The following is a 26,226-nucleotide window of genomic DNA, read 5'->3' as shown; positions in this document are numbered from 1 at the left end:
TAGAGTGCGCGGCCATGTCCCTCGCCGCCGCGACCCTGGTCGCCCTCGCCATGACCGCCGCCCCGAAGCCCCCGCCCGCCCTCGCCCGCGCCGCCGAGCGCTGCATCGCCGCCCTGGTCGCGAAGCACGGCGAGCCCGAGCGGGATCGCGCCGCCCGCGGCGCCGCCCAGGCCGCCGCCTTCTGGCGTCCCTCCGACGGCGACGCGAAGGCGTTCGAGGCGCTCTGCGTGGAGCAGTTCCGCCCGCGCGGCAGCGACCTCGACCAGACCTTCAAGCGCTTCGAGGCGAGCTTCGAGGCGCTCGACGGGAACGGCCTCGAGATCGCCCGGACGCTCTCCTCGTTCGCGCAGCTCGACGTCGGGCCCATGCAGCCGGTGGACGGGCTGCTGGCCGCGTACGACCCCTCGGCGCACGTGGTGGACGACCTGTTCGACGGGAAGATCGCGTTCTCGGCGCTGCTCAACTTCCCGCTCACCACGCTCGACGAGCGGCTCCGCCAGGGCGAGGGCTGGTCGCGGCGCCAGTGGGCCGAGGCGCGGCTCGCGAACCGCTTCGCGCGCCGCGTGCCCGCCGCGGTGAACCGCGAGATCGCGAAGGCCGGCGCGGACGCCGACCTCTACATCGCCGACTACAACGTCTACGTGCACCACCTGGTGGACGACCGGGGGGCGCGCCCGTTCCCGAAGGGCAAGCGGCTCCTCTCGCACTGGAACCTGCGCGACGAGCTGAAGGCGCAGTACGCCGACCCGCAGGGCCTCGCGCGGCAGCGCGCCATCGCCAAGGTGATGGAGCGGATCGTGACGCAGACCATCCCGGCCGCGGTGGTGAACGACCCGACCGTGGACTGGAACCCGTGGACGAACGCGGTGCGCCCGGCGCCGGCCGCGGAGATCGAGGGCGGGGCGAAGCCGCGCGCGAAGGTGGACGGCGCGCGCGAGGCCGACCAGCGCTACGCGCGCATCCTCGCGAACTTCCGGGCCCAGCGCGCCGCCGACCCGTACTCGCCCTCGGCGCCCACGCTCATCGCCCGCAAGTTCGAGCTGGAGCGCGAGCTGCCCGAGGCGCGCGTGGTCGCGATGCTGGAGGAGGTGCTGGGCGCGCCGGAGATCAAGCGCATCGCGGCGCTCATCGAGGCGCGGCTCGGGCGCAAGCTGGAGCCGTTCGACATCTGGTACCCGGGCTTCAAGCCGCGCTCGCGCCAGTCGGAGGCGGAGCTGGACGCGATGACGCGCCAGCGCTACCCGACGCCGGCCGCGTTCGCGAAGGACCTCCCGAACGTGCTCCAGCGCCTCGGGTTCGCGCCGGAGAAGGCCGCCTGGCTGGCGGAGCGGATCGCGGTGGACCCGGCCCGCGGCTCGGGCCACGCCATGGGCGCGGCGCGCCGCGGCGACCAGGCGCACCTGCGCACCCGGGTCGGGCCGGACGGCATGGACTACAAGGGCTTCAACATCGCCGTCCACGAGCTGGGCCACAACGTCGAGCAGACGTTCTCGCTGTACGGCGTGGACTCGACGCTGCTGCAGGGCGTGCCCAACACCGCCTTCACCGAGGCCATCGCGTTCGTGTTCCAGGCGCGCGACCTCGAGGTGCTGGGGCTGCCCGGGCCCGGCGCCGAGGAGCAGCGGCTCCGCGCGGTGAGCGACCTGTGGGACGCCTACGAGATCGCCGGCGTGGCGCTGGTGGACCTCGGGATCTGGAAGTGGATGTACGCGCACCCGCAGGCCACCCCGCCGCAGCTCCGCGAGGCGACGCTGGGGATCGCGCGCGACGTGTGGAACCGCTGGTACGCGCCGGTGCTCGGCGCCCGCGACGTCCCGCTGCTCGCCATCTACTCGCACATCGTCTCGAACGTCCTCTACATCCCCGACTACCCGGTGGGCCGGCTCATCTCGGCGCAGATCGAGGACCACCTCGCCAGCCTGCCGAAGGGCGCGACGCTGGGCTCGGAGGTCGAGCGGATGACCACCGTCGGCGCGGTCTCGCCGGACCTGTGGATGAAGAAGGCCACCGGCTCGCCGGTGTCCGCCACCCCGCTCGTCCGCGCCGCGGCCCGCGCGCTCGACGCGATGCCGGCGCAGGGCGCGACCGGGAGCCGGTAGCCCGCGACGGCTCCGCCCCGGGCGCGCGCCGCGCCCGGGGGCGCCGTCACTCCGCCGCGCCGGCGCCCTCCCCGCGCGCGCGGCCGGCCCCGGCACGACGCCACGAACGCGTGCGCCTCGTCGTAGCCGCCCACGAAGCAGCGGCGGCCGCCGGGCGCGTCGTCGTAGACGGCCACCGCGCGGATCCAGGCGAAGGCCGGCTCGAACTCGTCCCAGCCGACCTCGCGCATGGCCGTGGGGCAGGACTCGCCGGGCATGGCCAGCGCGAGCCGCCCGCTCGCCTCCTCGCGGCACGGCCGGGCCTCGCGGGCCTCGGCCCAGCGGCGCAGCTCGACGACGTCCTGCGTGGTGCGAAGCATGGCTCTCCTCCGTGGCGGGGGTGCCGGCCGGACATGCCGGGCGCGCACGCGCCGCGCACGGGAAGATGCGGAGGCCCCCCGCCCGGCGCGGTGGCCGCCGGATGCGCAGCATGCCGGGCATGGCCGAGAACGAGTGGACGGACGGGGCGGCCGACCGGGCGCGCGAGGCGGCCGAGCGGGGCGAGACGGGCGGAGCGAGCGTGCCGGCGGGCGGGGCGAAGGGGCCGGGGGACCTGCGGGTGCCGGCGGAGCGGCGGGAGCCGCCGCAGGAGGCGCCCGACGAGCCGCCGCGGCGCGCGGGCGTGGTCCCGCCGCCCGAGCGCGAGGAGGTGCCCGAGCTGCTCGGCGAGCAGAGCGACTACCCGATCTCGCGGCCGGATCCCGACCGCGACCCGGGCGCCTGAGCCGCGGCCGCCCCGGAGACGCGCAGCAGCGCGCGGAGCAGCTCCGCGACGCCCCACGCCTGCGCCACGCAGCCGCGCGGCGTGAACGGCGGCTCGGCGTCGAACACCTCCGAGATCTGCCCCAGGCACGCGTGGCCGAGCTCGCCCACGAGCCCGTCGAGCGCCCGCCGCGCGCCGTCGAGATCGCCCGGGTGCACCCGCAGCCACGCGTCCACCCACGGGCCGACGAGCCAGCTCCACACCGTGCCTTGGTGGTAGGCGGCGTCGCGGGTCCGCAGGTCTCCGTGGTACGTCGCCTTGTAGTCCGGGTGGTCGCGGGAGAGCGATCGCAGGCCCACCGGCGTCAGCAGCCGGTCGCGCACGGTCTCGAGCACCGGGGCCCAGCGGTCGCGCTCGAGCACCGGGCTGGGCAGCGAGACGGCGAGGAGCTGGTTGGGGCGGCAGGCGGGATCGTCCCGCCCGTCCTCGCCGTCCACCACGTCGAACAGCTGCCGCCCCGCCGCGTTCCAGAAGCGCCGGTTGAAGGACGCGCGGGCGCGGGCCGCCGCCTGGGCCGCGGCCCGGGCCGCCTCGCCCTCCCCCTCCTCCTCGAGCCAGCGCGCCAGGTTCGCGAGCGCGTTGAACCACAGCGCGTTGATCTCGACGGCCTTGCCGCGGCGCGGGGTCACCACCCAGCCCTCCACCTTCGCGTCCATCCAGGTGAGCTGGTAGCCCTGCTCGCCCTGGCGGAGCAGCCCGTCCTCCGGGTCCACCCCGATGCCGAAGCGCGTGCCGCGCTGGTGGTGCGCGACCACGTCCCGGAGCACCGGCAGGAGGCGGCGGAGGAGCTGCCGGTCGCCGGTGGTCCGCACGTAGCGGTCCACCGCGTGGAACAGCCAGAGCGTGGCGTCGGCGGTGTGGTACAGCCCCTCCGCGTCGCCCTCCGGGAACAGGTTGGGGATGAGCCCGTCGCGCACGTGGCGGGCGAACGCGCGCAGGATCGCCGCGGCGTCGCGCGCGCGGCCGGTGCAGAGCGTGAGCCCCTCCAGCGAGATCATCGTGTCGCGGCCCCAGTCGGTGAACCAGTGGTAGCCGGCGATCACGGTGCGCGGCGCGTCGCCCTCCGCCCGCGCCTGCGCCTCCTGCTGCACCCGACCCGCCGGCTCCACCACGAACGCGTCGGCGGCGAGCACCAGCTCGGCCGCGGGGCCCCGCCGCGCCGCCTCCGGCGCGCGCGCCAGCAACGCCTCCCGCCGCGCGCGCTCGGCCCGGAGCGCCTCCTCCGGCGCCAGCGCCGCCACCCGGTCCCACGGCTCGGTGGACGCGACCAGCGTCACCGGCGCGTCGCGCCCGAGGTCCACCCGGAAGAAGCCCGGGCTGAACAGGTCGCCCTGCGTGTCGTAGCCGCGGCTCGCCTCCACGCGGTAGACCACCTCGGCGAGCCGCTCCTCCTCGACGGTGAACGCGGCGCGCGCGCCGTGCAGCAGCAGGCGCAGCGGCGGGAACCGCGGGTCGTCGCCGGCGACCTCGAACCGCCCCTGCGCCGCCACCAGCCGGTAGGCCGTCACCGGGCCGGAGACCGGCGCGTCGTGCGGGCGGAAGTGGACCCCGGGCCGGAGCGTGAGCCGCACCGGGCCGTCGCCGTCGAGGAGCCGGTAGGAGACGTGGACCGTGTTCTGGCCGTGCACGAGCGCCACGCGCCGCTCCAGCACCGCCCCGTCGAGCCGGTAGGTCCACACCGGCAGCCCGCCCTCGAGCCGGAAGCCGCGCAGGTGCTCGGCGCCGTGCAGGGCGAGCCCCACCGAGCGCTCGTCCGCGGCCAGCCGGATGGCCCGGCCGTCCGCGAGCCGGACCCGGTCGGACAGGTGCGAGAGCATCACCGCGCGCCCCACGCCCGGCAGCGCCGCGACGAGCAGGCCGTGGTAGCGCCGCGTGCACGCGCCGGCGAGCGTGCCGCTGGCGTACCCGCCCAGCCCGTTCGCCACCAGCCACTCGCGCTCCAGCAGCGCCTCGGCGCCGTCGGCCGGCGCCCAGCCCTGCCGCACCGGCAGCGCGATCATGCCGCGCCCTCCGGACCCGGCTCGAGCAGCAGCGCGGCGTGCGCCGGCACGAGCCACCCGGCCGCGTCGTCCAGCGCCGGCGTCCCCGCGCCGCCGTAGCGCGGGTCCTCGGTCGAGAGGGCGACGCGCCAGCCGCGCCCCTCCGGCGGCGCGACGAGCGGCTCGGGCAGGCCGTCGGCCTCGAGGTCCGGGCCCAGGTTCACGAGGAGCAGCCGGTCGCCCGCGCCGTCCGCGAGCCAGCGGAGGCAGAGCGCCTCCGGGGCGAGGACCGCGCCGTCCAGCTCGGCCTCGCCGTCGCCGAGCGCCGCGGTGCCGCGGCGCAGCTCCAGCAGGTCGCGGTGGAGCGCGCGGAGCTCGCGCCCGGCGGCGCGCTCGGCGGGATCCAGCCGGCAGCGGGCGAACGTCTCCGGGTCGGCCGGGTCCGGGAGCGCGTCGCGCATGTCCGGCCCGGCGACGCCGGGGAACTGGCGCAGGAACGCGCCGCGCCCCTCGCGCACGCGGTGCCCGAGCTCGCCCCCGTGGTCGGCGAAGTACAGGAACGGCCGCGTCGAGCCGAACTCGGCCCCCTGGAACAGGAGCGGCGTCCACGGCCCGAGGAGCAGCAGCGCGGTGAGGGCGCGGTGGCGCCCGGGGCTGGTGAGCGCGCGCAGCCGCTCGCCGCGCGGGTGGTTCGCCACCTGGTCGTGGTTCTCGAGGTAGGCGACGAACGCGCGCGGGGGCAGGCCGCGGGTGGTGCGGCCGCGGCGCTTGCCCTGCCAGGCGTAGCGCTGCCCCTGGAACAGGTACCCGCGCTTCGCGGCCGAGACGAGCTCCTGCGGCGCGCCGCGGTGGTCGTGGTAGTACGCGCCGCGCCGGCCGGTGGCCGCGACCACCGCCGAGTGGTGCAGGTCGTCGTTCCAGGCGAGATCGAGCCCCATGCCACCCTCCTCGCGCGGCCGGAGCAGCGAGGCGTCCTGCGGCTCGTTCTCCGCGATCACGAGGATGGCGCGGCCCGCCGCGGCGGCCGCCGCCCGCGCGCGCCGGGCGACCAGCGCGACCACGTGCTCCTCCGACGCGTCGAACATCCCCTGGGTCGCGTCGAGGCGCAGGCCGTCGAGGTGGTACTCGGAGATCCAGGCCGCCGCGCTGCCGGCCACCAGCTCGCGCACCGGCCCGGCGTCCTCGCCGTCGAAGTTGAGCGGGTCGCCCCACTCGCCCCGGTAGCGCGTGGAGAAGAAGCCCGGCGCGAGCTCCCGGAGGTAGCAGCCGTCCGGGCCGAGGTGGTTGTAGACCACGTCGAGCAGCACGCCGAGCCCGACCGCGTGCGCGCGGTCCACGAAGCGCCGGAGGTCGTCCGGCGCGCCGTAGAGCCGGGTCGGCGCGAACAGGTCCACGCCGTCGTAGCCCCAGCCGAACCTGCCCGGGAACTCCGCCACCGGCAGGACCTCCACCGCGGTGACGCCCAGCTCGGCGAGCGCGAGCAGCTCGCGCTCCGCCGCGGCCCAGGTCCCCTCCGGCGTGAACGTCCCGACGTGCAGCTCGTAGAGCACCTGCCCGCGCGGCCGGAGCCCGCGCCAGCCCGCGTCCGTCCAGCGGAAGCGCGAGGGATCGACCACCTGCGACGGTCCGTGCGGCCCCTCCGGCTGGAAGCGCGAGAAGGGGTCCGGGTAGGCCGCCCCGCCGTCCAACCGGTAGCGGTAGCGCGCCCCGTCGCCGAGGCCCGGCACCAGCCCCGCGTGCCAGCCGCCGGGCTCGGGCGCGAGCGCGTGCGCCGCCTCGCGCGCGCCCTCGACCCGCACCTCCACGCGCGCGCACGCGGGCGCCCAGACGCGGAAGTGCACGCCCCCGTCCACCACCTCGGCCCCGGCGGCGAGCCGGCGCCGCGGGACGCTCGGCGGCCGGGTCCCCGGCGCAGCGTCGATCCTCACCCCCGTCACCGTAAGGCGCGCCGGCGGGCGGCGCCCCCGGGCCGCCGGCGCCGTGGTTAGCGTGACGGGCGGACGGGGGGCGGGCATGGCACTCGGGATTCGGCGCGGGCGGACGGGCCGGGCGACCGCGATCGGGGCGGGCGGGCTGGCGGCCGCCTCGGCGGTCGCGTCGCTGGCGTGGTTCCTGGCGCCGGGGCGCGGCGCGGAGCGGAGGGCGCGCGCGGCGAGGGCGCTGCGCGAGGCGCCGGGGAAGGCGCGGGCGCAGCTGGAGCGGCTGGAGGTGCGCGCGTCGATGGGCGCCGAGCGCGCGGCCGGGGCGGTCCAGCAGGTCCGCGCCGCCGCCGCGCGGCGCCCCGGGCGCCCGGCCGGCGCCGCGGCGGGCTTCCTGCTCGTGCGCGCGCTCGTCGGGCGCGGGCTGCTCCGCCTCCCGGGCGGCTTCCTGGGCGCGTGGCTCCTGGCGCGGTCGGCGCCGGCGCGGCGCGGGTTCGGCGCGGCCTCGGCCGCGCTCCGGGGCGCGGCGGCGCGGCTGCGCGACCTGCGCGGCGGCGCCGAGCCGAGGGCGACGCAACGCCGGCGGGGGCCGGAGGTGGTGGAGGTGAAGAGCCCCGCCGAGCTGGAGGCGGGGGTGGCGCGCGGGCGGCCGGAGCCGACCTACCGCGATCGCGCCGACCGGAGCGGGCCGCACATGCGGCGGGAGCCCGGCGCCCGCACGCCGCGCGCGGGCGGACCGGCGCTCCGGACGCCGGGGAGCGAGGACGTGGCGCCGCGCGCCGGGTTCGACGCCCCGGATCCCGGCGCGTCGGTCCGGGCCTCGGAGCTGGGTGCGGTCGAGCCGCGGGAGGGCGAGCCGGGCGGCGAGGACGAGGTGGAGCCGGGTGCGCGCGAGCCGACCGGCGACGGCGGGTGACCCGCCCCCCCGGCACCCCGACCCGGAGGCCCGACCCACCCGCCCCGAGACGAACCCTACGTACGGGTGAGCGCGCGGCGCGCGGGGCGCAAGCCGCTGAAAGTGCTCACTTACGCTCCGGGTGGAACAGACCCGTGCGGGACGGCGCACCCATCGGCACGAACCTTCCATTGGGCTCGGGCGGGGAGCCCCCTGGAGGACGGATGCTGCACGCACTCGCCAACCTGTCGATCTCCACCCGCCTTCGCCTGGTGCTGTTCGCCGGCGCCGCCGGCCTGTTCCTGCTCTCGTGGCAATCGGTCCGCGTGCTGGAGGCGCGCATGCTCGCCGAGCGCCAGGCCAAGGTCCGGGCGCTGGTGGAGGCGGCGCAGGCGCTCATCGAGCACCAGGGCGCCCGCGCCGTCCGCGGCGAGGTCTCCGCCGAGGAGGCCCGGCACGCGGCGCTCGACGCCCTGCGCGCGCTCCGCTACGACGGCTCCGAGTACTTCTGGGTGAACGACCTCGAGCCGCGGATGGTCATGCACCCGACCAACCCGCAGCTCGACGGGCAGGACCTGTCCGGCTACCGGGACCCGAACGGCAAGCTGCTGTTCCAGGAGTTCGTCCGCACGGTGCGCGCGCGCGGCAGCGGCTTCGTGGACTACCTGTGGCCGAAGCCGGGCAGCACGGTGCCGGTGCCGAAGATCTCTTTCGTGGCGCAGTACCAGCCGTGGGGCTGGATCGTCGGCTCGGGCCTGTACGTGGACGACCTCGACGCGGCGGTCCGGAGCGAAGCGCGGCGCGTGCTCGGCACGGCCGCGCTCATCGTGGCGGTGATCCTGGGCGGCGCGGCGCTGGTGGCGCGCGGCGTCCGGCGCTCGCTGGCGCGCGCGGTGCGGGCCGCCGGCGCCGTGGCCTCGGGCGACCTCACCGTGCGGATCCCCGACGCCGCCCGCGACGAGCCCGGCCGCGTGCTGGGCGCGCTCTCCGGCATGGCCGACCGCCTCTCCGCGGTGGTGGGCGAGGTCCGCGGCGCCTCGGAGGCGATCGCCTCGGCGGCCGAGGAGACGCGCACGGTCGCGGGCGCGCTCGCGGAGGCGTCGAGCGGGCAGGCCTCCGACGTGGCCCGCTCCAGCGAGGCGGTCCGCGAGCTGGTCACGGAGATCGACGGCGCCGCCTCGGAGGCGCGGGCCACCGACGCGCTGGCGCGGCGCGCCGCGGACGACGCCGGCGAGGGCGCCCGGGCGGTGCGCGAGACGGCGCTCGCCATGCGGGCCATCGCCGAGAAGATCGGCGTGGTGGGCGAGATCGCCTACCAGACGAACCTGCTCGCCCTCAACTCGGCCATCGAGGCGGCCCGCGCCGGCGTGCACGGCCGCGGGTTCGCGGTGGTCGCGACCGAGGTGCGGCGCCTGGCCGAGCGGAGCCGCGTCGCAGCGCACGAGATCGGCGAGCTGGCCGGCGGCAGCGTGGCCGCGGCCGACCGCGCCGCCGAGCTGATCGCGCGCGCCCTGCCCTCCATCGGCGCCACCAGCGAGCGCGTGCAGCGCATCACCGAGGCCGCCGGCCGGCAGCACCAGGCGGCGCGCGCCATCGGCGAGGTGCTCCACGGGCTCGCGGGCGCGTCGGAGCGCCAGGCGGCCGCCTCGGAGGAGCTGGCCGGCTCGGCCGCGGCGCTCTCCGACAACGCCGAGGAGCTGGCCCGGACGGTGGGGTGGTTCCGGGTGCCCGAGGCGAGCGGGGCGATCGCGCCCGCGCCCGCGCCCGCCCGCGCAGGGCCGCGGCACGCGAGCCGCGAGGCTGCGTGAAAGTGCCGCTTGCGCACGGGGCGCGGCGGCGTTCCATTTGAGCCATGCACCTCTTCAGCCCGCTCGCGCTCCGCTCCGTCACCCTCCGCAACCGCATCGCCGCCTCGCCCATGTGCCAGTACTCGGCCACCGAGGGCCGGGCCAACGACTGGCACCTCGTCCACCTCGGCGCGTTCGCCACCGGCGGCGCCGGGCTGGTGCTGGTCGAGGCCACCGCCGTCGAGGCGCGCGGCCGCATCTCGCCGCTCGACGTCGGCCTGTGGGAGGACGGCCAGGTCGAGCCGCTCGCGCGCATCGTGCGCTTCGCCGAGGCGCAGGGCGCGGCCATGGGCATCCAGCTCGCCCACGCCGGCCGCAAGGCCTCCACCGCCGCCCCGTGGAGCGGCGGCGGGCCGGTGGCGCCGGCGGACGGCGGCTGGCAGCCGGTGGCGCCGAGCGCGCTGCCGTTCGCGGACGGCTACCCGGCGCCCGGAGCGCTCGACCTCGCCGGCGTCCGGGGCGTGGTGGACGCGTTCGCCGCCGCGGCGCGCCGCGCCCGCGCCGCCGGCTTCCGCGTGGTGGAGGTGCACGCCGCGCACGGCTACCTGCTGCACCAGTTCCTCTCGCCCCTCACCAACCGCCGCGCCGACGCGTACGGCGGCAGCTTCGAGAACCGGACGCGGCTGGTGCGCGAGGTCACCGCAGCCGTGCGCGCCGCCTGGCCGGAGGAGCTCCCGGTGCTGGTCCGCATCTCCGCGACCGACTGGGCCGAGGGCGGCTGGGACGCCGACCAGTCGGTGGAGCTGTGCCGCGCGCTGAAGGGGCTCGGCGTGGACCTGGTGGACGTCTCCACCGGCGGGCTCGTCCCCGGCGTGAAGATCCCCGCCGGCCCCGGCTACCAGACCGCCTTCTCCGAGCGGATCCGGCGCGAGGCCGGCGTCGCGACCGGCTCGGTGGGCATGATCACCTCGCCCGAGCAGGCGGACCACGTGATCCGCTCCGGCCAGGCGGACCTCGTGCTGCTCGCCCGCGAGCTGCTCCGCGACCCGCGGTTCCCGCTCCGCGCGTCGAAGGTGCTCGGCCACGAGGGCCCGTGGCCGAAGCAGTACCTCCGCGCGAAGTAGCGCCGGGGGCAGCGCTCAGGCGCGAGCGCCGGGGGCAGCGCTCAGGCGCGAGCGCCGGGAGCGGGCGCGCTCAGGCGCGCCCACCTGCCGGCGCCTCCTCGTCCTCGGTGACGTCGGTGGCGCCCTCGTCCACGCGGCCGGTGCGGCGCAGCGACCAGCCGGTGGCGAGCCCCAGCACGAACCAGCCCAGGACCAGCGCGCCCGCCGCGAACACCGTGTCGCCGGGCACGCGCAGCCAGCGGAGCGTGTTCATGAGCGGCGTCTGCATGAACTCGGCGCTGCGCGCCCACCAGGTGCCGGTCTCGACGGCGGCCCAGGTCTGCAGGATGCCGACCGGCAGCACCGAGATCATCACCATCATCGCCAGCCCCACGTTGATGAGCCAGAACGACCACGCGATGGGGCGCTCCTTCCACGCCGCGCCGGGCCGCAGCGCGCGCAGGCAGAACAGCATCAGCCCGATCCCGAGCATGCCGTAGACGCCGAACAGCGCGGCGTGGCCGTGCACCGGCGTCGTGTTGAGCCCCTGCATGTAGTAGAGCGCGATGGGCGGGTTGATGAAGAAGCCGAACAGCCCCGCGCCCACCAGGTTCCAGAACGCGACCGAGACGAAGAAGTAGATCGGCCAGCGGTACGCGCTCACCCAGGTCCGCGCCCGGGTGAGCCGGATGTTCTGCCAGACCTCCAGCCCGACCAGCGTGAGCGGCACCACCTCGAGCGCGCTGAACGTCGCGCCGAGCGCCATCACCGAGGACGGCGTGCCCGCGAAGTAGTTGTGGTGGAACGTGCCCACGATGCCGCCCGCCAGGAACACGGTGGTGGAGAAGAACGTCGCGCGCGTCGCCTTGTCCGGGTGGAGCAGCCCGAGCCGCACGAACAGGAACGCGATCACCACCGTGGCGAACACCTCGAAGAAGCCCTCGACCCACAGGTGCACCACCCACCAGCGCCAGTACTCGACCACCGCGAGGTTGGTGGTGCGGCCGTACATGAGCCCGGCCCCGTAGAACAGCGCGATGGCGAGGCTGGCGAGCACGAACAGGAGCAGGAGCGGCCGGGTGGCGCTGGGGCGGCGCAGCGCCGGCCAGAGCGCGCGCAGCATCAGCCCGAGCCACAGGAACAGCCCCACGAACAGGAAGATCTGCCAGAAGCGACCCAGGTCCACGTACTCGTAGCCCTGGTGGCCGAACCAGTACCAGCTCTCGCCCCCGAGCCGCTGCATCACGGACAGCCACTGCCCCGCGAGCGAGCCGACCACGATGACGAGGAGCGCGAGGAACAGCAGGTTCACCCCGAGCCGCTGGGCCGGAGGCTCGTGGCCCGACACCGCCGGCCCGACGTACAGGCCGGTGGCGAGCCAGGTGGTCGCGATCCAGAAGATGCCGAGCTGGGTGTGCCAGGTGCGGGTCACCGAGTACGGCAGGATCTCGGCGAGCGGGAAGCCGTACAGCTTCGAGCCCTCCACGCCGTAGTGCGCGGTGAGCGCGCCGAGCGCGATCTGCACCACCAGCAGCGCGGCGGCCACCCAGAAGTACTTCACGGTGGCGCGCTGGCTCGGCGTGGGGCGCAGGCCGAACAGCGGGTCGCGCATGGGCAGCTCCTCCGCGACCGTCTCCGGCTCCTTGCGGCCGCCGTGGTACCAGACCAGCGCGCCGATGCCGGCGAGCAGCAGCACGAAGGAGATGACGCTCCAGACCACGGCCTGGCCGGTGGGGCGGTTCCCGACCAGCGGATCGTGCGGCCAGTTCTGCGTGTACGTGACCTGCTGGCCGGGGCGATCGGTGACCGCGGCCCACGCGGTCCACCAGAAGAACGCGGCCATGTCGCGCGCCCGCGCCGGGTCGGAGAGCGCGCCGGCCGGGATCGCGTACGCGTCCACGCCGTCGCGGAACACCGAGGCGTAGTGGCGCGCCAGCTCCTCGAACGCCGCGGCGCGCTCCGGGCCGACGCGGATGGTGCGCGCGTCCTCGCTGTACGTGTTCTCGTGCAGCGTGGAGCGCAGGCGCTCGCGCAGCGCGGCCTGGCGCTCCGGCGACAGGGCCGCGTACCGGCCCCCGCCCTCCGCCCGCGCCCACAGATCGAGGATGGCGTTCGCCTCGCGGTGGAGCCAGTCCGCGGTCCAGTCCGGCGCCACGTACGCGCCGTGCCCCCACACCGAGCCGACCTCCTGCCCGCCGATGGACTGCCACACGTTCTGGCCGCGCAGGATCGCGGCCCCCTCGATCACCGTCGTGCCGCCGGGACCGATCACGCGTTCCGGCAGCGGTGGCGCGGACGAGCGGATGCGGGGCGCGTAGCCGCCCAGGATGGCGAACGAGCCGGCGAGGACGAGGAACAGCGCGATCCAGTGGGCACGATAGGGCACGGCGGTCACCTCCGGCTGCAAGGTGGCACCCGCCCTCCGGGTGGGCAGGACCACACGTCGAGTGCGGGCGAATCTGGCGGCGGCGACGGCGCAGCGCCCGCCCCTCTCGGGCCTGCACCGGAGGTCACGATCGCGCGCCGCGTCGCGGGGCGATCCGGCGGCGGCGTGCGTGGTGTAGCGTTCGTTTCATGCGCGTCGGCAGGTACGAGGTCGCGAGCCTGGTGGACGCCCGCTACGCGGTGGACGGCGGAGCGCTGTTCGGGGTGGTGCCGCGGCCGCTGTGGGAGCGGCAGCTCGCGGCCGACGCCCGGCACCGCGTGCCGCTGGTCTCCCGCTGCCTGGTGGCGGCGGACCGCGACGCGGGCAGGGTGGTGCTGGTGGACGTCGGGCTCGGCGACCGCTGGGACGCGCGGCGCCTCGAGCGCCACGCGGTGGACCGCGCCGGCGTGGGCCTGGACGCGGGGCTGGCGCGCCTGGGCCTCGGCCGCGACGACGTGACCGACGTCCTCCTCACCCACCTGCACCTCGACCACGCGGGCGGCCTGGTGCGGGCCGGCGAGGGCGGCGCGCCGCAGCTGGCGTTCCCGCGCGCGGTGCACCACCTCCAGCGCCGCGCCTGGCACTGGGCCCACTCGCCCAGCGAGAAGGACGCGCACGGCTTCCTGCCCGAGGACTTCGCGCCGCTGGAGCGGTCGGAGCACCTGCACCTCGTGGACGGCGAGCTGCAGCTCTTCCCCGGCCTCGACCTGGTGGTCTCGGAGGGCCACACCGCCGGCCTGCAGCTGCCGCGCTTCGAGGACGAGGCGTCGCACCTCGTGTTCGCGGGCGACCTCATCCCCACCCACCTGCACCTCCGCCCGGCCTGGATCTCGGCCTGGGACGTCCAGCCGCTCCTCACGCTCGAGGAGAAGCGGGTGCTGATGGCCGAGGCCCTGGAGGACGACGGCGTGGTGGTGTTCGGCCACGACGCGCAGATGGCCGCCTGCCGCCTCCAGGAGGCCGACGGGCAGCCCGCGTTCCGGGAGGCGGTGGAGCTCTAGCCGCGCCGCGGTCCGATCCGGGCTGGCGTGCCGGCCCAAGCTCGGGTACGGAGTGCCGCCATGGACGAGCGGAAGGTGACGGTCACGCGCCGCGGCGCCGAGCGGATCGCCTGGGGCCACCTCTGGATCTACCGGACCGACGTGGAGAAGGCCCCGGCCGGCGCCGAGGCGGGCGACGTGGTGGCGCTGGTGGACGGGCGCGGGCGGTTCCTGGGGAAGGCGTTCTGGTCGGCGCGCTCCAAGATCGCGCTGCGGCTCCTCACCCGCGACGAGGTGCCGGTGGACGAGGGCTTCCTCGCCGGGCGCCTCGCGGACGCGATCGCGCTGCGGCGGCGCGTCTTCGAGGAGGACCGCTTCGTCCGGCTGGTGCACGGCGAGGCCGACCTGTTCCCGGGCCTGGTGGCCGACCGCTACGGCGACGTGGCGGTGGTGCAGACGCTCGTGCCCGCCACCGACCGGCGGAAGGGGCTCATCGCCGAGCTGCTCGCGGGCGCGCTCGGCCTGCGCACGGTGGTGGAGCGCAACGACGTGCGCGTGCGCGAGCTGGAGGGGCTGGAGCAGGTGAAGGGCGTGCTGCGCGGCCCCGCGCCCGGGCCGCTCGAGTACCGCGAGGGCGAGGTCCGGATGAAGCTGGACGTGCTCGCCGGCCAGAAGACCGGCGCGTTCCTCGACCAGCGCGAGAACCACCTGCGCGCCGGCGAGTACGCCACCGGCCGGTGCCTCGACTGCTTCAGCTACGCGGGCGGCTTCGCGCTCCAGCTCTCGCGGCGCGCCGCGCGCGTCACCGCGGTGGAGATGCAGCCGGTGGCGGCGGGGCTCCTGCGCGAGAACGCGGCGCTGAACCGGGCCGAGAACCTGGAGGTCGTCGAGGCGAACGCCTTCGACTACCTGCGCGACCGCTCCGAGGAGGAGCCGGCCTTCGACCTGGTGGTGCTCGACCCGCCCGCGTTCGCGAAGAACAAGGAGTCGCTGCCGGCGGCGCGGCGCGGGTACAAGGAGGTGAACCTCCGCGCGCTCCAGGTGCTGGTGCCGGGCGGAATCCTGGTGACCGCCTCGTGCAGCTACCACCTCTCCCCGGAGATGCTGGAGGAGCTGGTGCTCGACGCCGCGAACGACGCCGGGCGGCGCGTGCAGGTGCTGGAGCGGCGCGGCGCCGGCCGCGACCACCCCGAGCTCGCCGGCGTGCCCGAGACCCGATATCTGAAGGCCCTGTTCCTGCGGGTGCTCTGAGCCGACCGCCGGCGCCGGCCGGCCGCCCGCCGGGCCCTCCGGGCCCGCACGCCGGGGCCGGGTGCGCTTCCGCGCGCACCCTGGACGCGCTAGCATCGTAGGCCCCGCCCAGGAGGCGCCCACCGGATGGCCATCCGGCCACAGGACCTGTCCCGCCCGCCCGCCCCCGCCCTGGAGCGCAGCCCCCTGCTCGCCCGCCTGGACGCGGCCGGCCGCGAGCGGCTGCTGGCCGGCGCCGAGCGGCTGACGTTCGCGGCGCGCACCCGCGTGCACGGCGACGCCGACGCGGGCCGGCACCTGTACCTGATCCTCGAGGGCACCGCGACGCTCCGGCGCGAGCAGCTCGCGCTGCGCCGGCTCGGGCCGGGCGACCACTTCGGCGAGCTGGCCGCCCTGGGCGGGCGGCACCGCGGGGAGACGGTGATCTCCGACGGGCCGCTCACCGTGGCGCGCCTGTCCCCCGCCGCGCTCGCCGAGCTGGAGCGCGACGCGCCGGCGGTCGCGACCCAGCTCGCCATCGGCATGGCGGCGGCGCTCGCCGAGGACCTGGAGCGCGTGAGCGGCGACATGGACCTGCTGCTGCGCGGCCGCTCGCTGCCGCGCGCGCAGGAGGTCACGGTCCAGGTGATGGGCGAGGCGCGCCGGATCCGCACCGGCACGCGCGTGCGCGACCTGCTGCCCGAGGCCATCGACGGCGACCTGGTGGTGGCGGGGCTGCTCGGCCAGAAGCCGGTGTCGCTCGCGACGCCCGTGTTCACCGACACCACCGTGGCGCCGCTCACCGTCTCGCACTGGGAGGGGCGGCAGGTCTACGCGCACTCGCTCGGGCTGGTGCTGCTGGAGGCCGCGCACCAGGTCGCGCCGGCGCTGCGGGTGCGCATGGGCCCGTCGCTGGGCGCGCGGCAGCTCGTCGTGGTGGAGGGCGCGGACGCCGAGGACCGCGCCGGGCTGGCGGCGCGCCTCGGGGCCGGGATGGAGCGGATCGTCGCCGCCGACGCGCCGTTCCGGAGCGAGTACTGGTCCACCGACGAGGCGCAGGGGTGGTTCCTGGAGCGCGGCTGGAGCGACGCCGCCCGGCTGCTGCGCGTCCGCCGCCAGGCCACGGTGCGCCTGGTCTCGTGCGGCGACGTGTACGCGCTCTCGATGGGGCCGCTGCTGCCGTCCACCGGCGCGCTGCGCGGCTGGCGCCTCGAGCCGGCGGACGGGGACGACGGCCTGCTGCTCGACCTCGGCCGGCTCGACCCGCGCAACGGCCACGGCGCCACCCCGCGCCCGCGGCCGCGCCGGGCCGGCGACATGGTCCGCGACCACCGCGCCTGGCTCGACGCCATGGACGTGACCAGCGTGGGCGCGTTCAACGACCTGTGCATCTCCGGCCAGGTGACCCAGCTCATCCGCGTGGCGGAGGGCTTCCACGAGAAGCGCATCGGCCACATCGCCGACGCCATCGCGGCGGGGCGCGAGCGGATCCGGATCATCTCCATCGCCGGGCCCTCGTCGTCGGGCAAGACCACCTTCATCAAGCGGCTCACCGTCCAGCTCCAGATCGACGGCGTGAACCCGGTGGGCATCTCGCTCGACGACTACTACGTGGACCGCGAGAAGACCCCGCGCGACGCCCGCGGCGAGTGGGACTTCGAGGCGCTCGAGGCGCTCGATCTGCCGCTCCTGCAGGACCACGTGCGGCGGCTGCTCGCGGGCGAGGCGGTGCGCACCGCGCACTACCACTTCCTCACCGGCCGGAGCCACCCCGAGGGCGGGCCGGTGATCCGGCTGGGCCCGGGCGACGTGCTCATGCTGGAGGGGATCCACGGCCTCAACCCGCGGCTGCTCGGCGCCATCCCGCGCGCCGGCGAGCTGTACCGCGCGTTCGTCCACCCCGCCACCACGCTCCCGTTCGACCGGCTCACGCGCGTGTCGGCCACCGACCTCCGCCTGCTGCGCCGGATCATCCGCGACCGCCACCACCGCGGCTACTCCGCCGCGGAGAACATCATGCGCTGGCCCTCGGTGCAGGCCGGGGAGCGGGAGCACATCTTCCCGTACCAGGACGAGGCCGACGCGGTGTTCGACACCTCGCTCATCTACGAGCCCGCCGTCCTGAAGGTCTACGCGGAGCGCTACCTGCTGGAGGTCCCGCCCGACCACCCGGCCTTCCCGACCGCGCACCGGCTCCGCTACCTGGTGGACCGCTTCGTCTCCATCTACCCGGACCACGTCCCGCCGACCTCGCTCATCCGCGAGTTCATCGGCGGGAGCGGCTTCGAGTACTGAGAGGTTCCCCGTGCCGCCGACCCCCGATCGCCGACGGCTCCTCGACCGCCTGGGCGCGCTGCTGGACGACGCGGCGCGGAAGGGCGCGCTGCCCGAGGCCGCCGCGCTGCGCGACGGGCTGCGCGCGCTCGCCGAGGACCAGGCCGTCGCCGAGGCGGTCGCGGACAGCGCCGGCGCGCTGGTGGTGGTGCTCGACCGCGACGGGCGCGTCCTGCGGTGGAACCGCACCTGCACGCGGGTGACCGGCTGGCGCGCGGGCGAGATCCTCGGCCGGCCGTTCTGGGACGTGCTGCTGCTGCCGGAGGAGCGCGACGGCATCCGCCGGGCGTTCGCGCGGATGCTCGCGAAGGACTTCCCCAACCAGCAGGAGGTCCACTGGCGCACCCGCGACGGCGAGGCGCGCCTCATCGCCTGGTCCAACGCGGCGCTGTTCGACGCCGCCGGCGAGGTGGAGCGCATCGTCTCGACCGGCATCGACGTGACCGACCGCACCCGCGCCGAGACGGCGCTGCGCCGGCAGGCGCGCCGGCTGGAGGCGCTCGCCGAGGCCTCCCGCGTGTTCGCGGCCGGGCTCGACTACAAGACCACGCTCGACACGGTGGCGCGGCGGCTCTCCGAGCTCATCGGCGACGGCGCGCTCATCCGCGTGGTCTCCGAGGACGGCGAGTGGCTGGTGCCGGTGGCGGTGTACCACCCGTCCCCGGAGCGCGCCGCGCTGCGCCGCCGCGTGCTGCTCGCCTCGCCGCAGCGCACCGGCGAGGGCATCACCGCCGGCGTCCTCGCCTCCGGGAAGCCCCTGCGCATCCCGCACCTCACCCGCGAGATCATCCGCAACGAGATGAAGCCGGAGTACCTGCCCTACCTCGAGGGCGTCTCCAGCCTGCTCATCGCGCCGCTGGAGCAGCGCCGGACCGTGGTCGGGCACATCACGCTGATGCGCGACGCGGGCGGCGCGCCCTACACCTCCGAGGACGAGGCGCTGCTCGAGGACCTCGCCCACCGCGCCGCGCAGGCGCTGGAGAACGCGCGGCTGTACGGCGAGGCGCAGGCGGCGGTGGCCGCGCGCGACGAGTTCCTCTCCATCGCCTCGCACGAGCTGCGCACCCCGCTCACCGCGCTGCGCCTGGCCCTCGAGAACATGCGCCGGGTGGCGAGCCGGGAGGCGCTAGTCGCTCCCGGCCGCGTACGTGGAGCGCGTGCTCGCCACCGCGGAGCGGCAGGGCCAGCGGCTGGAGAAGCTGGTGGCCGCGCTGCTCGACGTGTCGCGGATCCACATGGGCCGGCTGGAGCTCGATCTCGAGGACGTGGACCTCGGCCACTCGGTGGGCGAGGCGGTCGCGCAGCTCGAGGACGAGGCGGCCCAGGCGGGCTCGCAGGTCACGGTGCACGGCGAGCCGGTGCGCGGGCGCTGGGACCGGCTGCGCATCTCGCAGGTGGCGACGAACCTCCTCTCCAACGCGGTGAAGTACGGCGCCGGCAAGCCGGTCGAGGTCTCCTACGGCGCGCGCGACGGGCGCGCGTTCCTGCAGGTGCGCGACCAGGGCATCGGGATCGACCCGGCCGACCAGCGGCAGATCTTCGAGCGCTTCGAGCGGGCGGTGTCGTCGCGCAACTACGGCGGGCTCGGGCTGGGCCTGTACATCGTGAAGCGCATCGTGGAGGCGCACGGCGGCGCCGTGCGGGTGGAGAGCGCGCCCGGCGAGGGCGCGGCCTTCGAGGTGACGCTGCCGCTCCGGCCGGCCGTGCCGCTGCCGGGCGGCGAGGCCGAGCCGCCCGTGCAGCACTGACGCGCCCGGCGCCCGCGTGCGCCCCGCGCGGTGATGGCGCGCGGTCGGCGGCCGCGCCACATCCCGCCCCCGGGAGGCGCGCAATGGGATCACCTGACGTGAAGGCGTTCGGGGCCGCGGACCCGGAGCTGGCGGCCTGGGCCGAGGCCACCTACCGGCCCGAGGACGAGGTGCTGCGCGCCATCCGCGAGCGCTCGGTCGCCGCGGGGCTGCCCGCCATCCAGGTCGGGGCCATGGACGGGCTCCACCTGGAGGTGCTGGCGCGCGCCTGCGGCTGGCGCAGCGCGATCGAGATCGGCACGCTCGGCGGCTACAGCGGCGTGTGCCTGCTGCGCGGCATGGGCGAGCGCGGGCGCCTCCACACGTTCGAGCTCCACCCGGACCGCGCCGCGCTGGCGCGCCGCCACTTCGAGGAGGCCGGCGTGTCGGCCCGGGTGCGGGTGCACGAGGGCCCGGCGCTGGAGCGGCTGGCGGAGGTCGAGGCCGAGGGGCCGTTCGACGTGGTGTTCATCGACGCCGACAAGAAGGGCTACCCGGCGTACCTGGACTGGGCCGCCGAGCACCTGCGCGTCGGGGGCGCGGTGCTCGCCGACAACACGTTCGGCTTCGGGCAGGTGCACCGGGCCCGGCCCCAGGGCGAGGACCCGGAGTCGATGGAGGCGCTGCGGACGTTCAGCGCCCGCCTCGCGCAGGGCGGGCGCTTCCGCGCCACGCTGCTGCCCACCGGCGAGGGGCTGTCGCTCGGCGTGAAGGTGCGCTGAGGTCCCTGGGCGCGCGCCGGCGTCAGTCCCAGAAGCCGTGCGCGGGGAAGAGCAGCACCTCCTCGATGGAGGCCGCCCCGGCGAGCAGCATCAGCAGCCGGTCGAACCCCACCGCCACCCCGCCCGCCTCCGGCATGCGCCCGACCGCCTCGAGGAACCGCTCGTCGAGCGGGTACCCGGGCCGGCCGAGCCTGCGCCGGAGCGCCTGCTCCTCGAGGAGCCGGGCGCGCTGCTCGCGCGCGTCGGTCAGCTCGGTGAACCCGTTCGCGAGCTCGAGGCCGCCGGCGTACAGCTCGAACCGCTCCGCCCAGCGCGGGTCGCCGGCCTTCACCTTCGAGAGCGCCGCCATCGACGCCGGCCAGTCCACCAGCCAGGTGGGCCGGTCCACGCCCAGGCGCGGCTCCACCGCGTCGAGCATCACCCGGAAGAAGACGTCGTCGAACGCCTCGCCGGGCGGGCCGGGATCGTGCCCGGCCGCGCGCGCCGCGCGGGCCAGCCGGTCCGCGTCGCCGGCGCACGCCTCCAGGTCCACGCGCGCGTGCCGCCGGAACGCCTCGGCCACGGTGAGCGTCTCGAACGGCGCCGCCAGCGAGAGCGCCCGGCCGTCCCGCGTCACGCGCGGCTCGCCCCCGGGGAGGAGCGCGCGGGCGGCGCCGTCCACCAGCGCCTCCAGGTCGGCCATGATCCCCCGGTAGTCCGTCCCGGCCCGGTAGAACTCGAGCATGGTGAACTCCGGGTTGTGGGTGCGCGAGACCTCGCCGTTGCGGAACACCCGGGCGAGCTGGAACACCCGCTCGAAGCCCTCGGCGAGCAGCCGCTTCATCGCGTACTCGGGGCTGTTCTGGAGCCACAGGGGCCGCGACGTCCCGCCGCCCTCCGGCACGAACGTGGCCTGGAACGCGTCGATGTGCGGCTCCATGCCCGGCGCGGGCACCAGGCACGGCGTCTCCACCTCCTCGTACCCGAGGCCGCCCAGGATCCGGCGCACCTCGGCGGAGAGGCGCGCCCGCGCCCGGGCGCTCTCCCTGCGGCGTTCGCTCTGCATGCGGCGGACTCTACCGCCGCGCCCCCGGATCCGCGCGGGAACCGGCAGGCCGCGCTAAGATCTCCGCCTCGTGAAGCGTCCACGCTCGCCCGCCGCCCTCCTCGCCGTTCCCCTGTGCCTGCTGGCCGCCTGCGCGCACCGCGCGCCGGACGCACCGGCCTCCCCGCCACCCTCGGCGTCCGCCGCCGCGCCGGGGCCGCACCGGCCGGCCGGCGCCGCCGACGCGGCGCTCGCGCCGCTGCGGGCCGGCGCCGACGCGGTGCTGCGCGCGCAGGCGGAGGCCTACTGGGACGTGTTCACGAAGGGTGGCGACGCCGACCCGGCGGGCGCCTGGAAGGGCCACGAGGACCTGCTGGGGGATCCGGCGCTCGCGGCGGCGCGGGCCGCGGTGGAGGCCGAGCACGGCGACGCGCGCCGGGCCGCGGCGTACCTGCGCGCCTGGCTCGTGGGCGAGCGGCTGGCGCGCGATCTGGCCGAGCCGGTGCGGCGGGTCGCCGAGGCGCGCACCGCCGCGCACTTCCGGTGGGCCGGGCACGAGGTGCCGGTGCGGGAGTCGGCCGCGGTGCTCGCGGCCGAGCCCGAGCCGGGCCGGCGCCGCGCGCTCGCCGAGGCCGCCGCCCAGGCCGCGCGCCCGGTGGCGCCGCTCATCGAGGCGCGCGACGCCCGGCTCGCGGCCGCCGCCCGGGCGCTGGGCTACGCGTCGCCGGAGGCGCTCGCGGCCGACCTGCGCGGCGAGGCCCCCGCGGTGCTGGGCGCGCTCGCCGACGCGGTGCTCGCCCGGACCGACGCGACCTGGCGCGCGCTCGTCGCCGACCTGGCCCGGCGCGAGGGGATGGACCCGGAGGCGGTCCGCGCCCGCGACCTGCCGCGGCTGGTGCGGCCGGCCGCGCCCGCGTCCGCGTTCCCGGCCGGCAAGGCGCTCGACGCCGGCGCCGCGATCCTGGCCTGCCTGGGCCTCGACCTCGCGGCCCAGCGCAACCTGCGCCTCGACGCCGGGCCGCGGCCCGGCAAGCTGCCGCACGCCATCGCGCTGCCGGTGGATCCGCCGCGCGACGTGCGGCTGTCGGCCGCGCCGGTGTCCGGCATGGAGGCGCTCCGCGGCGTGCTGCACGAGCTGGGCGCCGCGCTCGCCTACGCGCACGTGGCGCCGCAGGCGCCGCTCGAGTTCCGGCGGCTCGGCCCGGGCGCGGTGAGCGGGGCGTGGGCCCTCCTGCTCGAGGAGGTGGCCGGCGCGCCGCAGTGGCTCGAGGCCCAGGGCCTCGACGCCGACCAGGCGCGCGCCGAGGCGCGGAGCGCGGCCGCGCGCCGGCTCATGCGCACCCGCGAGGCCGCCGCCCGCGTGCTCGCGGCGCTCGCGCCGGCCGGCCCCGCCGGCGCGGAGGCCCGGGCCGCGCTCCCCGCGCGCGCCTACGGGTGCACGGTGGAGGAGCCCGACCTCGTGGCCTGGCGGCTCGAGCCGGATCCGCTGCTGCGCTCGGCCGAGGCGCTCCGCGCCGAGCTGCTCGCCGCGCAGGCCGAGCTGTTCCTGGCCGGCCGCGCCGGGACGGCGGCCTGGTGGACCTCGCCCGCGGCCGGCGCGTGGCTGGTGCGCACCTGGGCGGACGGCACGCGGCGCACGCCGGAGGAGCTGTCGCTGGCCATGGGCCTGCCCGGCCTCGACGCGGCCGCCCTCGACCAGGTGGTGCGGGCGCGGACCGGGCTGTAGGCCGCGGCCGGTCGCCGCGCGCGGCGGCGCTTTGACCTGCTCCCGCGCCCCCTGCGGCGGTACCATCGCGCCGGATGGCCGCCGCACCCGCCCCCCACGCCGCCCCCGCGCGCGCCCCGCTCCGCGTCGCCGCGCCCGCCGACCTCGAGCCGATCGGCGAGGCGCTCGCGGCGCTCGGCATCGGCCTGACGCTGGTGGACCGCGAGATGCGGGTCCAGCTCGCGAACGCCCTCGTGCGCGAGCAGGCCTCCGAGCTGTCCTGCGGCGCGGACCACTGCTTCTCCGCGCTGTGGCGCAAGGCGCAGCGCTGCTCCGACTGCCTCCCGCTGCTCGTCTTCCGCACCGGCGAGCCGCAGGAGGGCCTGCGCGAGCGCGGCCGCCCGGGCGCGGCGCCGGAGGCGTGGCGGGTGCGCGCCGTGCCGGTGCTCGACGCCGAGGGGCGGCTGGCCTGGGTGGCGGAGTCCTTCATCCGGCTCGCCTCGCTCGCGCCGGACCTGGCCGGGCGCGCGCCCGCGGCCGAGGCGGGCGCCGCCGCGCTGGTGGTGATCGACCGCGAGGAGCGCATCGTGTCCTGGAGCCCGGCGGCGGCGGCGATGTTCGGGTTCCCGCTGGAGGAGGCGCTGGGGCGGCGGATCGACCTCATCGTCCCCGAGGACCGGGTGGACGAGGAGCGGGCGCGCGCGGCGCGGGTGGCCGCAGAGGGGCGCGCCCCGCGCCTGGAGACGGTCCGGCGCGCCCGCGACGGGCGGCGCGTGCCGGTGGCGGTCTCGGCGGTCGCGCTGCGCGACGAGGCGGGCGCGCTGGTGGGCCGGACCTGCGTCATCGAGGACCTCTCCGCGCTCCACCAGCTCCGCGGCCAGGTGCGCGCGCAGGAGCAGCTCCTCGCCCACATCACCCGCGAGGCCGCGGACGCGATCGTCGCGGTCGACCTCACCGGCAGCGTGACCAGCTGGAACCGCGGCGCGGAGCAGCTCCTGGGCTGGTCCGCGGCCGACATCACCGGCCAGCCGCTCACCCGCGTCGCGCCCGCGGCGCCGGTGGCCCGCCTGCTGGAGCGGGCGGTGCAGCGGGGCGCGCAGCGCGGGGTGCGGATGGAGTGGCGCGACGCGCGGGGCGCGGCGGTGCCGGTGGACGTCTCGGCGGCGGCGCTCGGCGGCGAGCGCGCGCCGAGCGGCGTGGCGCTGGTGGCGCGGGACCTCTCGGCGCAGGTGCGGCTCGACCGGCAGCTCGTGCGCTCCGAGAAGCTCGCCATGGTGGGCAGCCTGGCGGCGGGCCTGGCGCACGAGATCGGCACCCCGCTCAACGTGATCAGCGCGACCGCGGAGTTCCTGCTCCCCGACGCCGGCGAGGAGGCGCGCGCCCAGCTCCGCGGCATCGTCGCCGAGACCGAGCGCATCAGCCGGCTGGTCCGCGACCTGCTCACGTTCGCGCGCGCCACCTCGCCCGGCAAGACCGCCGTGGCGCTGCCCGGCGCGGTCGCGCGGGTGCTCTCGCTGCTGCGCATCACGCTGGAGCGCCGCCGCGTGCGCGTCGAGACCCGGCTCCCGGACGACCTCCCCGAGCTGCACGCCGACCCGGACGGCCTGCACCAGATCCTCCTCAACCTGGTGGTGAACGCCTCGCAGGCGGTGGCCGAGGGCGGGCGGGTGGTCGTGGCGGCGCGCGCGGTGGAGGAGGACGGGGAGCGCTCGGTCCAGCTCGAGGTGCACGACGACGGGCCGGGCGTCCCGCCCGCGCTGCGGGAGCGCGTCCTCGACCCGTTCTTCACCACCCGCGCCGAGGGCACCGGGCTCGGCCTGGCGGTGGTGGCGCGCATCGTGGCCGACCACGGCGGCGACCTCCGGGTCGGCACCGGGCCGCTCGGCGGCGCGTCGTTCACCGTGCAGCTCCCGGCCGAGGAGGTGCGATGAGCGCGGCGGAGGCGGAGGCGGCGGCGCCGCGGGCGGGCGCGCTGCGGGTCCTGGTGGTCGAGGACGACCCGCGCCTGCTCGACATCCTCACCCGGCACCTCGACCGCATGGGCTATGCGGTGCGCGGCGCCGGCGGCGCGGCGGCGGCGCTGCAGCTCCTCGAGGCGGCGCCCGCCGACGTGGTGCTCTCCGACGTGCGCATGCCGGGGATGGACGGCCGCACGCTGCTCGCCGAGGTGCGGGCGCGCCACCCGGACGCGAAGGTGATCCTCATGACCGCGTTCGGCAGCGTGGACGACGCGGTCGAGGCGATGCAGGCCGGCGCCTACAGCTACGTGGTGAAGCCGTTCAAGGTGGAGACGGTCGCGGCCGTCCTGCGCAACGCGGCGCGCGAGCTGGAGCTGCACCGCGAGGTGGACGGGCTGCGCCGCGCCGTGGCGGAGCGCTTCTCCGCCGACCGGCTCATCGGCGGCTCGGCCCGGATGCGCGAGGTGCGCCGGGCGCTGCGCGAGGCGGCCGAGGTGGGCGCCACCGTGCTCCTCACCGGCCGGAGCGGCACCGGCAAGGAGATGGCCGCCCGCGCCATCCACTACGGCGGCCCGCGCGCCGCCGGCCCGTTCGTGCCGGTGAACTGCGCGGCCATCCCCGAGCCGCTGTTCGAGAGCGCGATGTTCGGCCACCGCCGCGGCGCGTTCACCGGCGCGGTCGAGTCCCAGGCCGGCTTCGCGGAGCAGTCGTCCGGCGGCACGCTGTTCCTGGACGAGGTCGCCGAGATCCCGCCCTCGCAGCAGGCGAAGCTGCTCCGCATGCTGCAGGAGGGCGAGGTGACGCCGGTGGGCGCCGCCCGGCCGGTGAAGGTGGACCTGCGGGTGGTCGCCGCCGCGAACCGCGACCTCGAGCAGATGGTGGCGAAGGGGACGTTCCGCGAGGACCTGTTCTACCGGCTGAACGTGCTGCGCATCGAGCTGCCCACGCTCGCCGAGCGCGCCGAGGACGTGCCGGCGCTGGCGGAGCACCTCCTGCTCGCGATCGCGCGCGGCCACGGCCTGCCCGCGCTGGGCTTCACCCCCGAGGCGCTCGCCGCCCTGGAGCGCCACCGCTGGCCGGGGAACGTGCGCGAGCTGCGCAACGCGGTGGAGCGCGCGCTGCTCGCCGCGCGCGGGCGGCGCATCGACGTCGGCGACCTGCCCGCGGCGGTGCGGGCGCCGGCGGGGGCCGAGGCGGCGGCGCCGGCGGGCGAGGGCGGGCTCACGCTCGCCGAGGTGGAGCGCGCGCACGTCGAGAAGGTGCTCGCGATGGTCGGCTGGAACCGCTCCCTCGCGGCGCGGCTGCTCGGCATCGACCGCCGCACGCTGTTCACGAAGATCCAGCGCTACGGGCTCATCGGTCCGCTCCGCCCGGGCCCGGGCGGCGCCGCCGGCGACGACGAGGACGCGCCCGGCTGAGGGCCAACGTACAAGTCGATCCCACCGCCCCCCGCGCAAACCCGCCCCACCCCTCCTCC

The 26,226-nt window shown here is 77.1% G+C and carries 17 protein-coding genes and 1 pseudogene; 14 read left to right on the top strand and 4 right to left on the bottom strand.

What is annotated here, in order from left to right; genetic code table 11:
• Positions 1-14: 14 nt before the first annotated feature.
• Positions 15-2,099 (top strand): hypothetical protein, encoded by a 2,085-nt coding sequence (locus tag ACOQFB_RS01865; RefSeq protein WP_421610727.1) that lies wholly within the window; start codon positions 15-17, stop codon positions 2,097-2,099.
• A gap of 478 nt (positions 2,100-2,577) precedes the next feature.
• Positions 2,578-2,862, top strand: a complete 285-nt coding sequence (locus tag ACOQFB_RS01860) for a hypothetical protein (protein ID WP_421610726.1) — start codon at positions 2,578-2,580, stop codon at positions 2,860-2,862.
• Here ACOQFB_RS01860 and ACOQFB_RS01855 read toward each other — a convergent pair.
• Together ACOQFB_RS01855 and treZ are read right to left on the bottom strand one after the other, a co-directional pair.
• Entirely contained in the window at positions 2,817-4,901 is a 2,085-nt protein-coding gene (locus ACOQFB_RS01855; RefSeq protein ID WP_421610725.1) for an amylo-alpha-1,6-glucosidase, read from the bottom strand. The genes ACOQFB_RS01860 and ACOQFB_RS01855 overlap by 46 nt on opposite strands.
• Complete coding sequence (treZ, locus tag ACOQFB_RS01850; RefSeq protein ID WP_421610724.1) at positions 4,898-6,808, bottom strand: malto-oligosyltrehalose trehalohydrolase; 1,911 nt, start codon at positions 6,806-6,808, stop codon at positions 4,898-4,900. Before treZ ends, ACOQFB_RS01855 begins: the two co-directional genes overlap by 4 nt.
• Positions 6,809-6,893: 85 nt before the next feature.
• On the opposite strand from treZ, the gene ACOQFB_RS01845 reads away from it, so the two are divergent.
• The 3 genes from ACOQFB_RS01845 to ACOQFB_RS01835 all read left to right on the top strand — a co-directional run bounded on the left by ACOQFB_RS01845 (position 6,894) and on the right by ACOQFB_RS01835 (position 10,605).
• Positions 6,894-7,715 carry a hypothetical protein gene (locus ACOQFB_RS01845; protein ID WP_421610723.1) on the top strand — a complete coding sequence of 274 codons (822 nt, stop codon included), beginning with the start codon at positions 6,894-6,896 and terminating at the stop codon, positions 7,713-7,715.
• A 203-nt stretch (positions 7,716-7,918) separates the two neighbouring features.
• Entirely contained in the window at positions 7,919-9,502 is a 1,584-nt protein-coding gene (locus tag ACOQFB_RS01840) for a cache domain-containing protein (RefSeq protein WP_421610722.1), read from the top strand.
• Positions 9,503-9,546: 44 nt separating this feature from the next.
• Complete coding sequence (locus ACOQFB_RS01835; RefSeq protein WP_421610721.1) at positions 9,547-10,605, top strand: NADH:flavin oxidoreductase/NADH oxidase; 1,059 nt, start codon at positions 9,547-9,549, stop codon at positions 10,603-10,605.
• Between the two features lie 70 nt (positions 10,606-10,675).
• Here ACOQFB_RS01835 and ACOQFB_RS01830 read toward each other — a convergent pair whose 3' ends face one another.
• On the bottom strand, positions 10,676-12,970 hold the full coding sequence (locus ACOQFB_RS01830; RefSeq protein WP_059438314.1) for a nitric-oxide reductase large subunit: 2,295 nt from the start codon (positions 12,968-12,970) through the stop codon (positions 10,676-10,678).
• 188 nt (positions 12,971-13,158) lie between these two features.
• Here ACOQFB_RS01830 and ACOQFB_RS01825 point away from each other — a divergent pair, with 188 nt between their 5' ends.
• The 6 genes and pseudogenes from ACOQFB_RS01825 to ACOQFB_RS01800 all read left to right on the top strand — a co-directional run bounded on the left by ACOQFB_RS01825 (position 13,159) and on the right by ACOQFB_RS01800 (position 20,062).
• A complete protein-coding gene (locus tag ACOQFB_RS01825) occupies positions 13,159-14,010 on the top strand; it encodes an MBL fold metallo-hydrolase (protein ID WP_421610720.1) in 852 nt (283 codons plus the stop codon).
• 60 nt (positions 14,011-14,070) lie between these two features.
• Positions 14,071-15,240, top strand: coding sequence for a class I SAM-dependent rRNA methyltransferase (locus ACOQFB_RS01820; RefSeq protein ID WP_421610719.1), 1,170 nt, complete (start codon positions 14,071-14,073; stop codon positions 15,238-15,240).
• A 126-nt stretch (positions 15,241-15,366) separates the two neighbouring features.
• The gene (locus tag ACOQFB_RS01815; RefSeq protein WP_421610718.1) at positions 15,367-17,514 is read left to right on the top strand and encodes a cyclic nucleotide-binding domain-containing protein; all 2,148 of its coding nucleotides are present in this window, start codon (positions 15,367-15,369) and stop codon (positions 17,512-17,514) included.
• A 10-nt stretch (positions 17,515-17,524) separates the two neighbouring features.
• Positions 17,525-18,622 (top strand): annotated as a pseudogene (locus ACOQFB_RS01810) (PAS domain S-box protein); the annotation flags it as partial.
• 88 nt (positions 18,623-18,710) lie between these two features.
• Entirely contained in the window at positions 18,711-19,301 is a 591-nt protein-coding gene (locus tag ACOQFB_RS01805; protein WP_494492603.1) for an ATP-binding protein, read from the top strand.
• 83 nt (positions 19,302-19,384) lie between these two features.
• Positions 19,385-20,062: an O-methyltransferase gene (locus ACOQFB_RS01800; RefSeq protein WP_059438312.1), complete on the top strand. Its 678-nt coding sequence runs from the start codon at positions 19,385-19,387 to the stop codon at positions 20,060-20,062.
• Between the two features lie 22 nt (positions 20,063-20,084).
• Here the strand turns inward: ACOQFB_RS01800 and epmA are convergent, their stop codons facing one another.
• Positions 20,085-21,107, bottom strand: coding sequence for an EF-P lysine aminoacylase EpmA (gene epmA, locus ACOQFB_RS01795; RefSeq protein ID WP_059438313.1), 1,023 nt, complete (start codon positions 21,105-21,107; stop codon positions 20,085-20,087).
• 70 nt (positions 21,108-21,177) lie between these two features.
• Between epmA and ACOQFB_RS01790 the strand changes: the two genes are divergently transcribed.
• The 3 genes from ACOQFB_RS01790 (at position 21,178) to ACOQFB_RS01780 (ending at position 26,167) form a co-directional block, all read left to right on the top strand.
• On the top strand, positions 21,178-22,812 hold the full coding sequence (locus ACOQFB_RS01790; RefSeq protein ID WP_421610716.1) for a hypothetical protein: 1,635 nt from the start codon (positions 21,178-21,180) through the stop codon (positions 22,810-22,812).
• 74 nt (positions 22,813-22,886) lie between these two features.
• Positions 22,887-24,722 (top strand): PAS domain S-box protein, encoded by a 1,836-nt coding sequence (locus tag ACOQFB_RS01785; protein ID WP_421610715.1) that lies wholly within the window; start codon positions 22,887-22,889, stop codon positions 24,720-24,722.
• Complete coding sequence (locus tag ACOQFB_RS01780) at positions 24,719-26,167, top strand: sigma-54-dependent transcriptional regulator (RefSeq protein ID WP_421610714.1); 1,449 nt, start codon at positions 24,719-24,721, stop codon at positions 26,165-26,167. The genes ACOQFB_RS01785 and ACOQFB_RS01780 overlap by 4 nt, the downstream gene beginning before the upstream one ends.
• Positions 26,168-26,226: the final 59 nt, after the last annotated feature.

Origin of the sequence: Anaeromyxobacter sp. Red801, from assembly GCF_049201065.2 — a bacterium.
Classification (GTDB): domain Bacteria; phylum Myxococcota; class Myxococcia; order Myxococcales; family Anaeromyxobacteraceae; genus Anaeromyxobacter.
Note: the sequence above shows the minus strand (reverse complement) of the source record. Positions and strands in the feature narration are given on the sequence as shown.

Coding starts and splice junctions, on each gene's coding strand:
- ACOQFB_RS01845 (WP_421610723.1), top strand. CDS start 6,894: ATGGCACTCGGGATTCGGCGCGGGCGGACGGGCCGGGCGACCGCGATC.
- ACOQFB_RS01780 (WP_421610714.1), top strand. CDS start 24,719: ATGAGCGCGGCGGAGGCGGAGGCGGCGGCGCCGCGGGCGGGCGCGCTG.
- ACOQFB_RS01840 (WP_421610722.1), top strand. CDS start 7,919: ATGCTGCACGCACTCGCCAACCTGTCGATCTCCACCCGCCTTCGCCTG.
- epmA (WP_059438313.1), bottom strand. CDS start 21,107: ATGCAGAGCGAACGCCGCAGGGAGAGCGCCCGGGCGCGGGCGCGCCTC.
- ACOQFB_RS01825 (WP_421610720.1), top strand. CDS start 13,159: ATGCGCGTCGGCAGGTACGAGGTCGCGAGCCTGGTGGACGCCCGCTAC.
- ACOQFB_RS01835 (WP_421610721.1), top strand. CDS start 9,547: ATGCACCTCTTCAGCCCGCTCGCGCTCCGCTCCGTCACCCTCCGCAAC.
- ACOQFB_RS01855 (WP_421610725.1), bottom strand. CDS start 4,901: ATGATCGCGCTGCCGGTGCGGCAGGGCTGGGCGCCGGCCGACGGCGCC.
- ACOQFB_RS01785 (WP_421610715.1), top strand. CDS start 22,887: ATGGCCGCCGCACCCGCCCCCCACGCCGCCCCCGCGCGCGCCCCGCTC.
- ACOQFB_RS01800 (WP_059438312.1), top strand. CDS start 19,385: ATGGGATCACCTGACGTGAAGGCGTTCGGGGCCGCGGACCCGGAGCTG.
- ACOQFB_RS01865 (WP_421610727.1), top strand. CDS start 15: ATGTCCCTCGCCGCCGCGACCCTGGTCGCCCTCGCCATGACCGCCGCC.
- ACOQFB_RS01820 (WP_421610719.1), top strand. CDS start 14,071: ATGGACGAGCGGAAGGTGACGGTCACGCGCCGCGGCGCCGAGCGGATC.
- ACOQFB_RS01860 (WP_421610726.1), top strand. CDS start 2,578: ATGGCCGAGAACGAGTGGACGGACGGGGCGGCCGACCGGGCGCGCGAG.
- ACOQFB_RS01815 (WP_421610718.1), top strand. CDS start 15,367: ATGGCCATCCGGCCACAGGACCTGTCCCGCCCGCCCGCCCCCGCCCTG.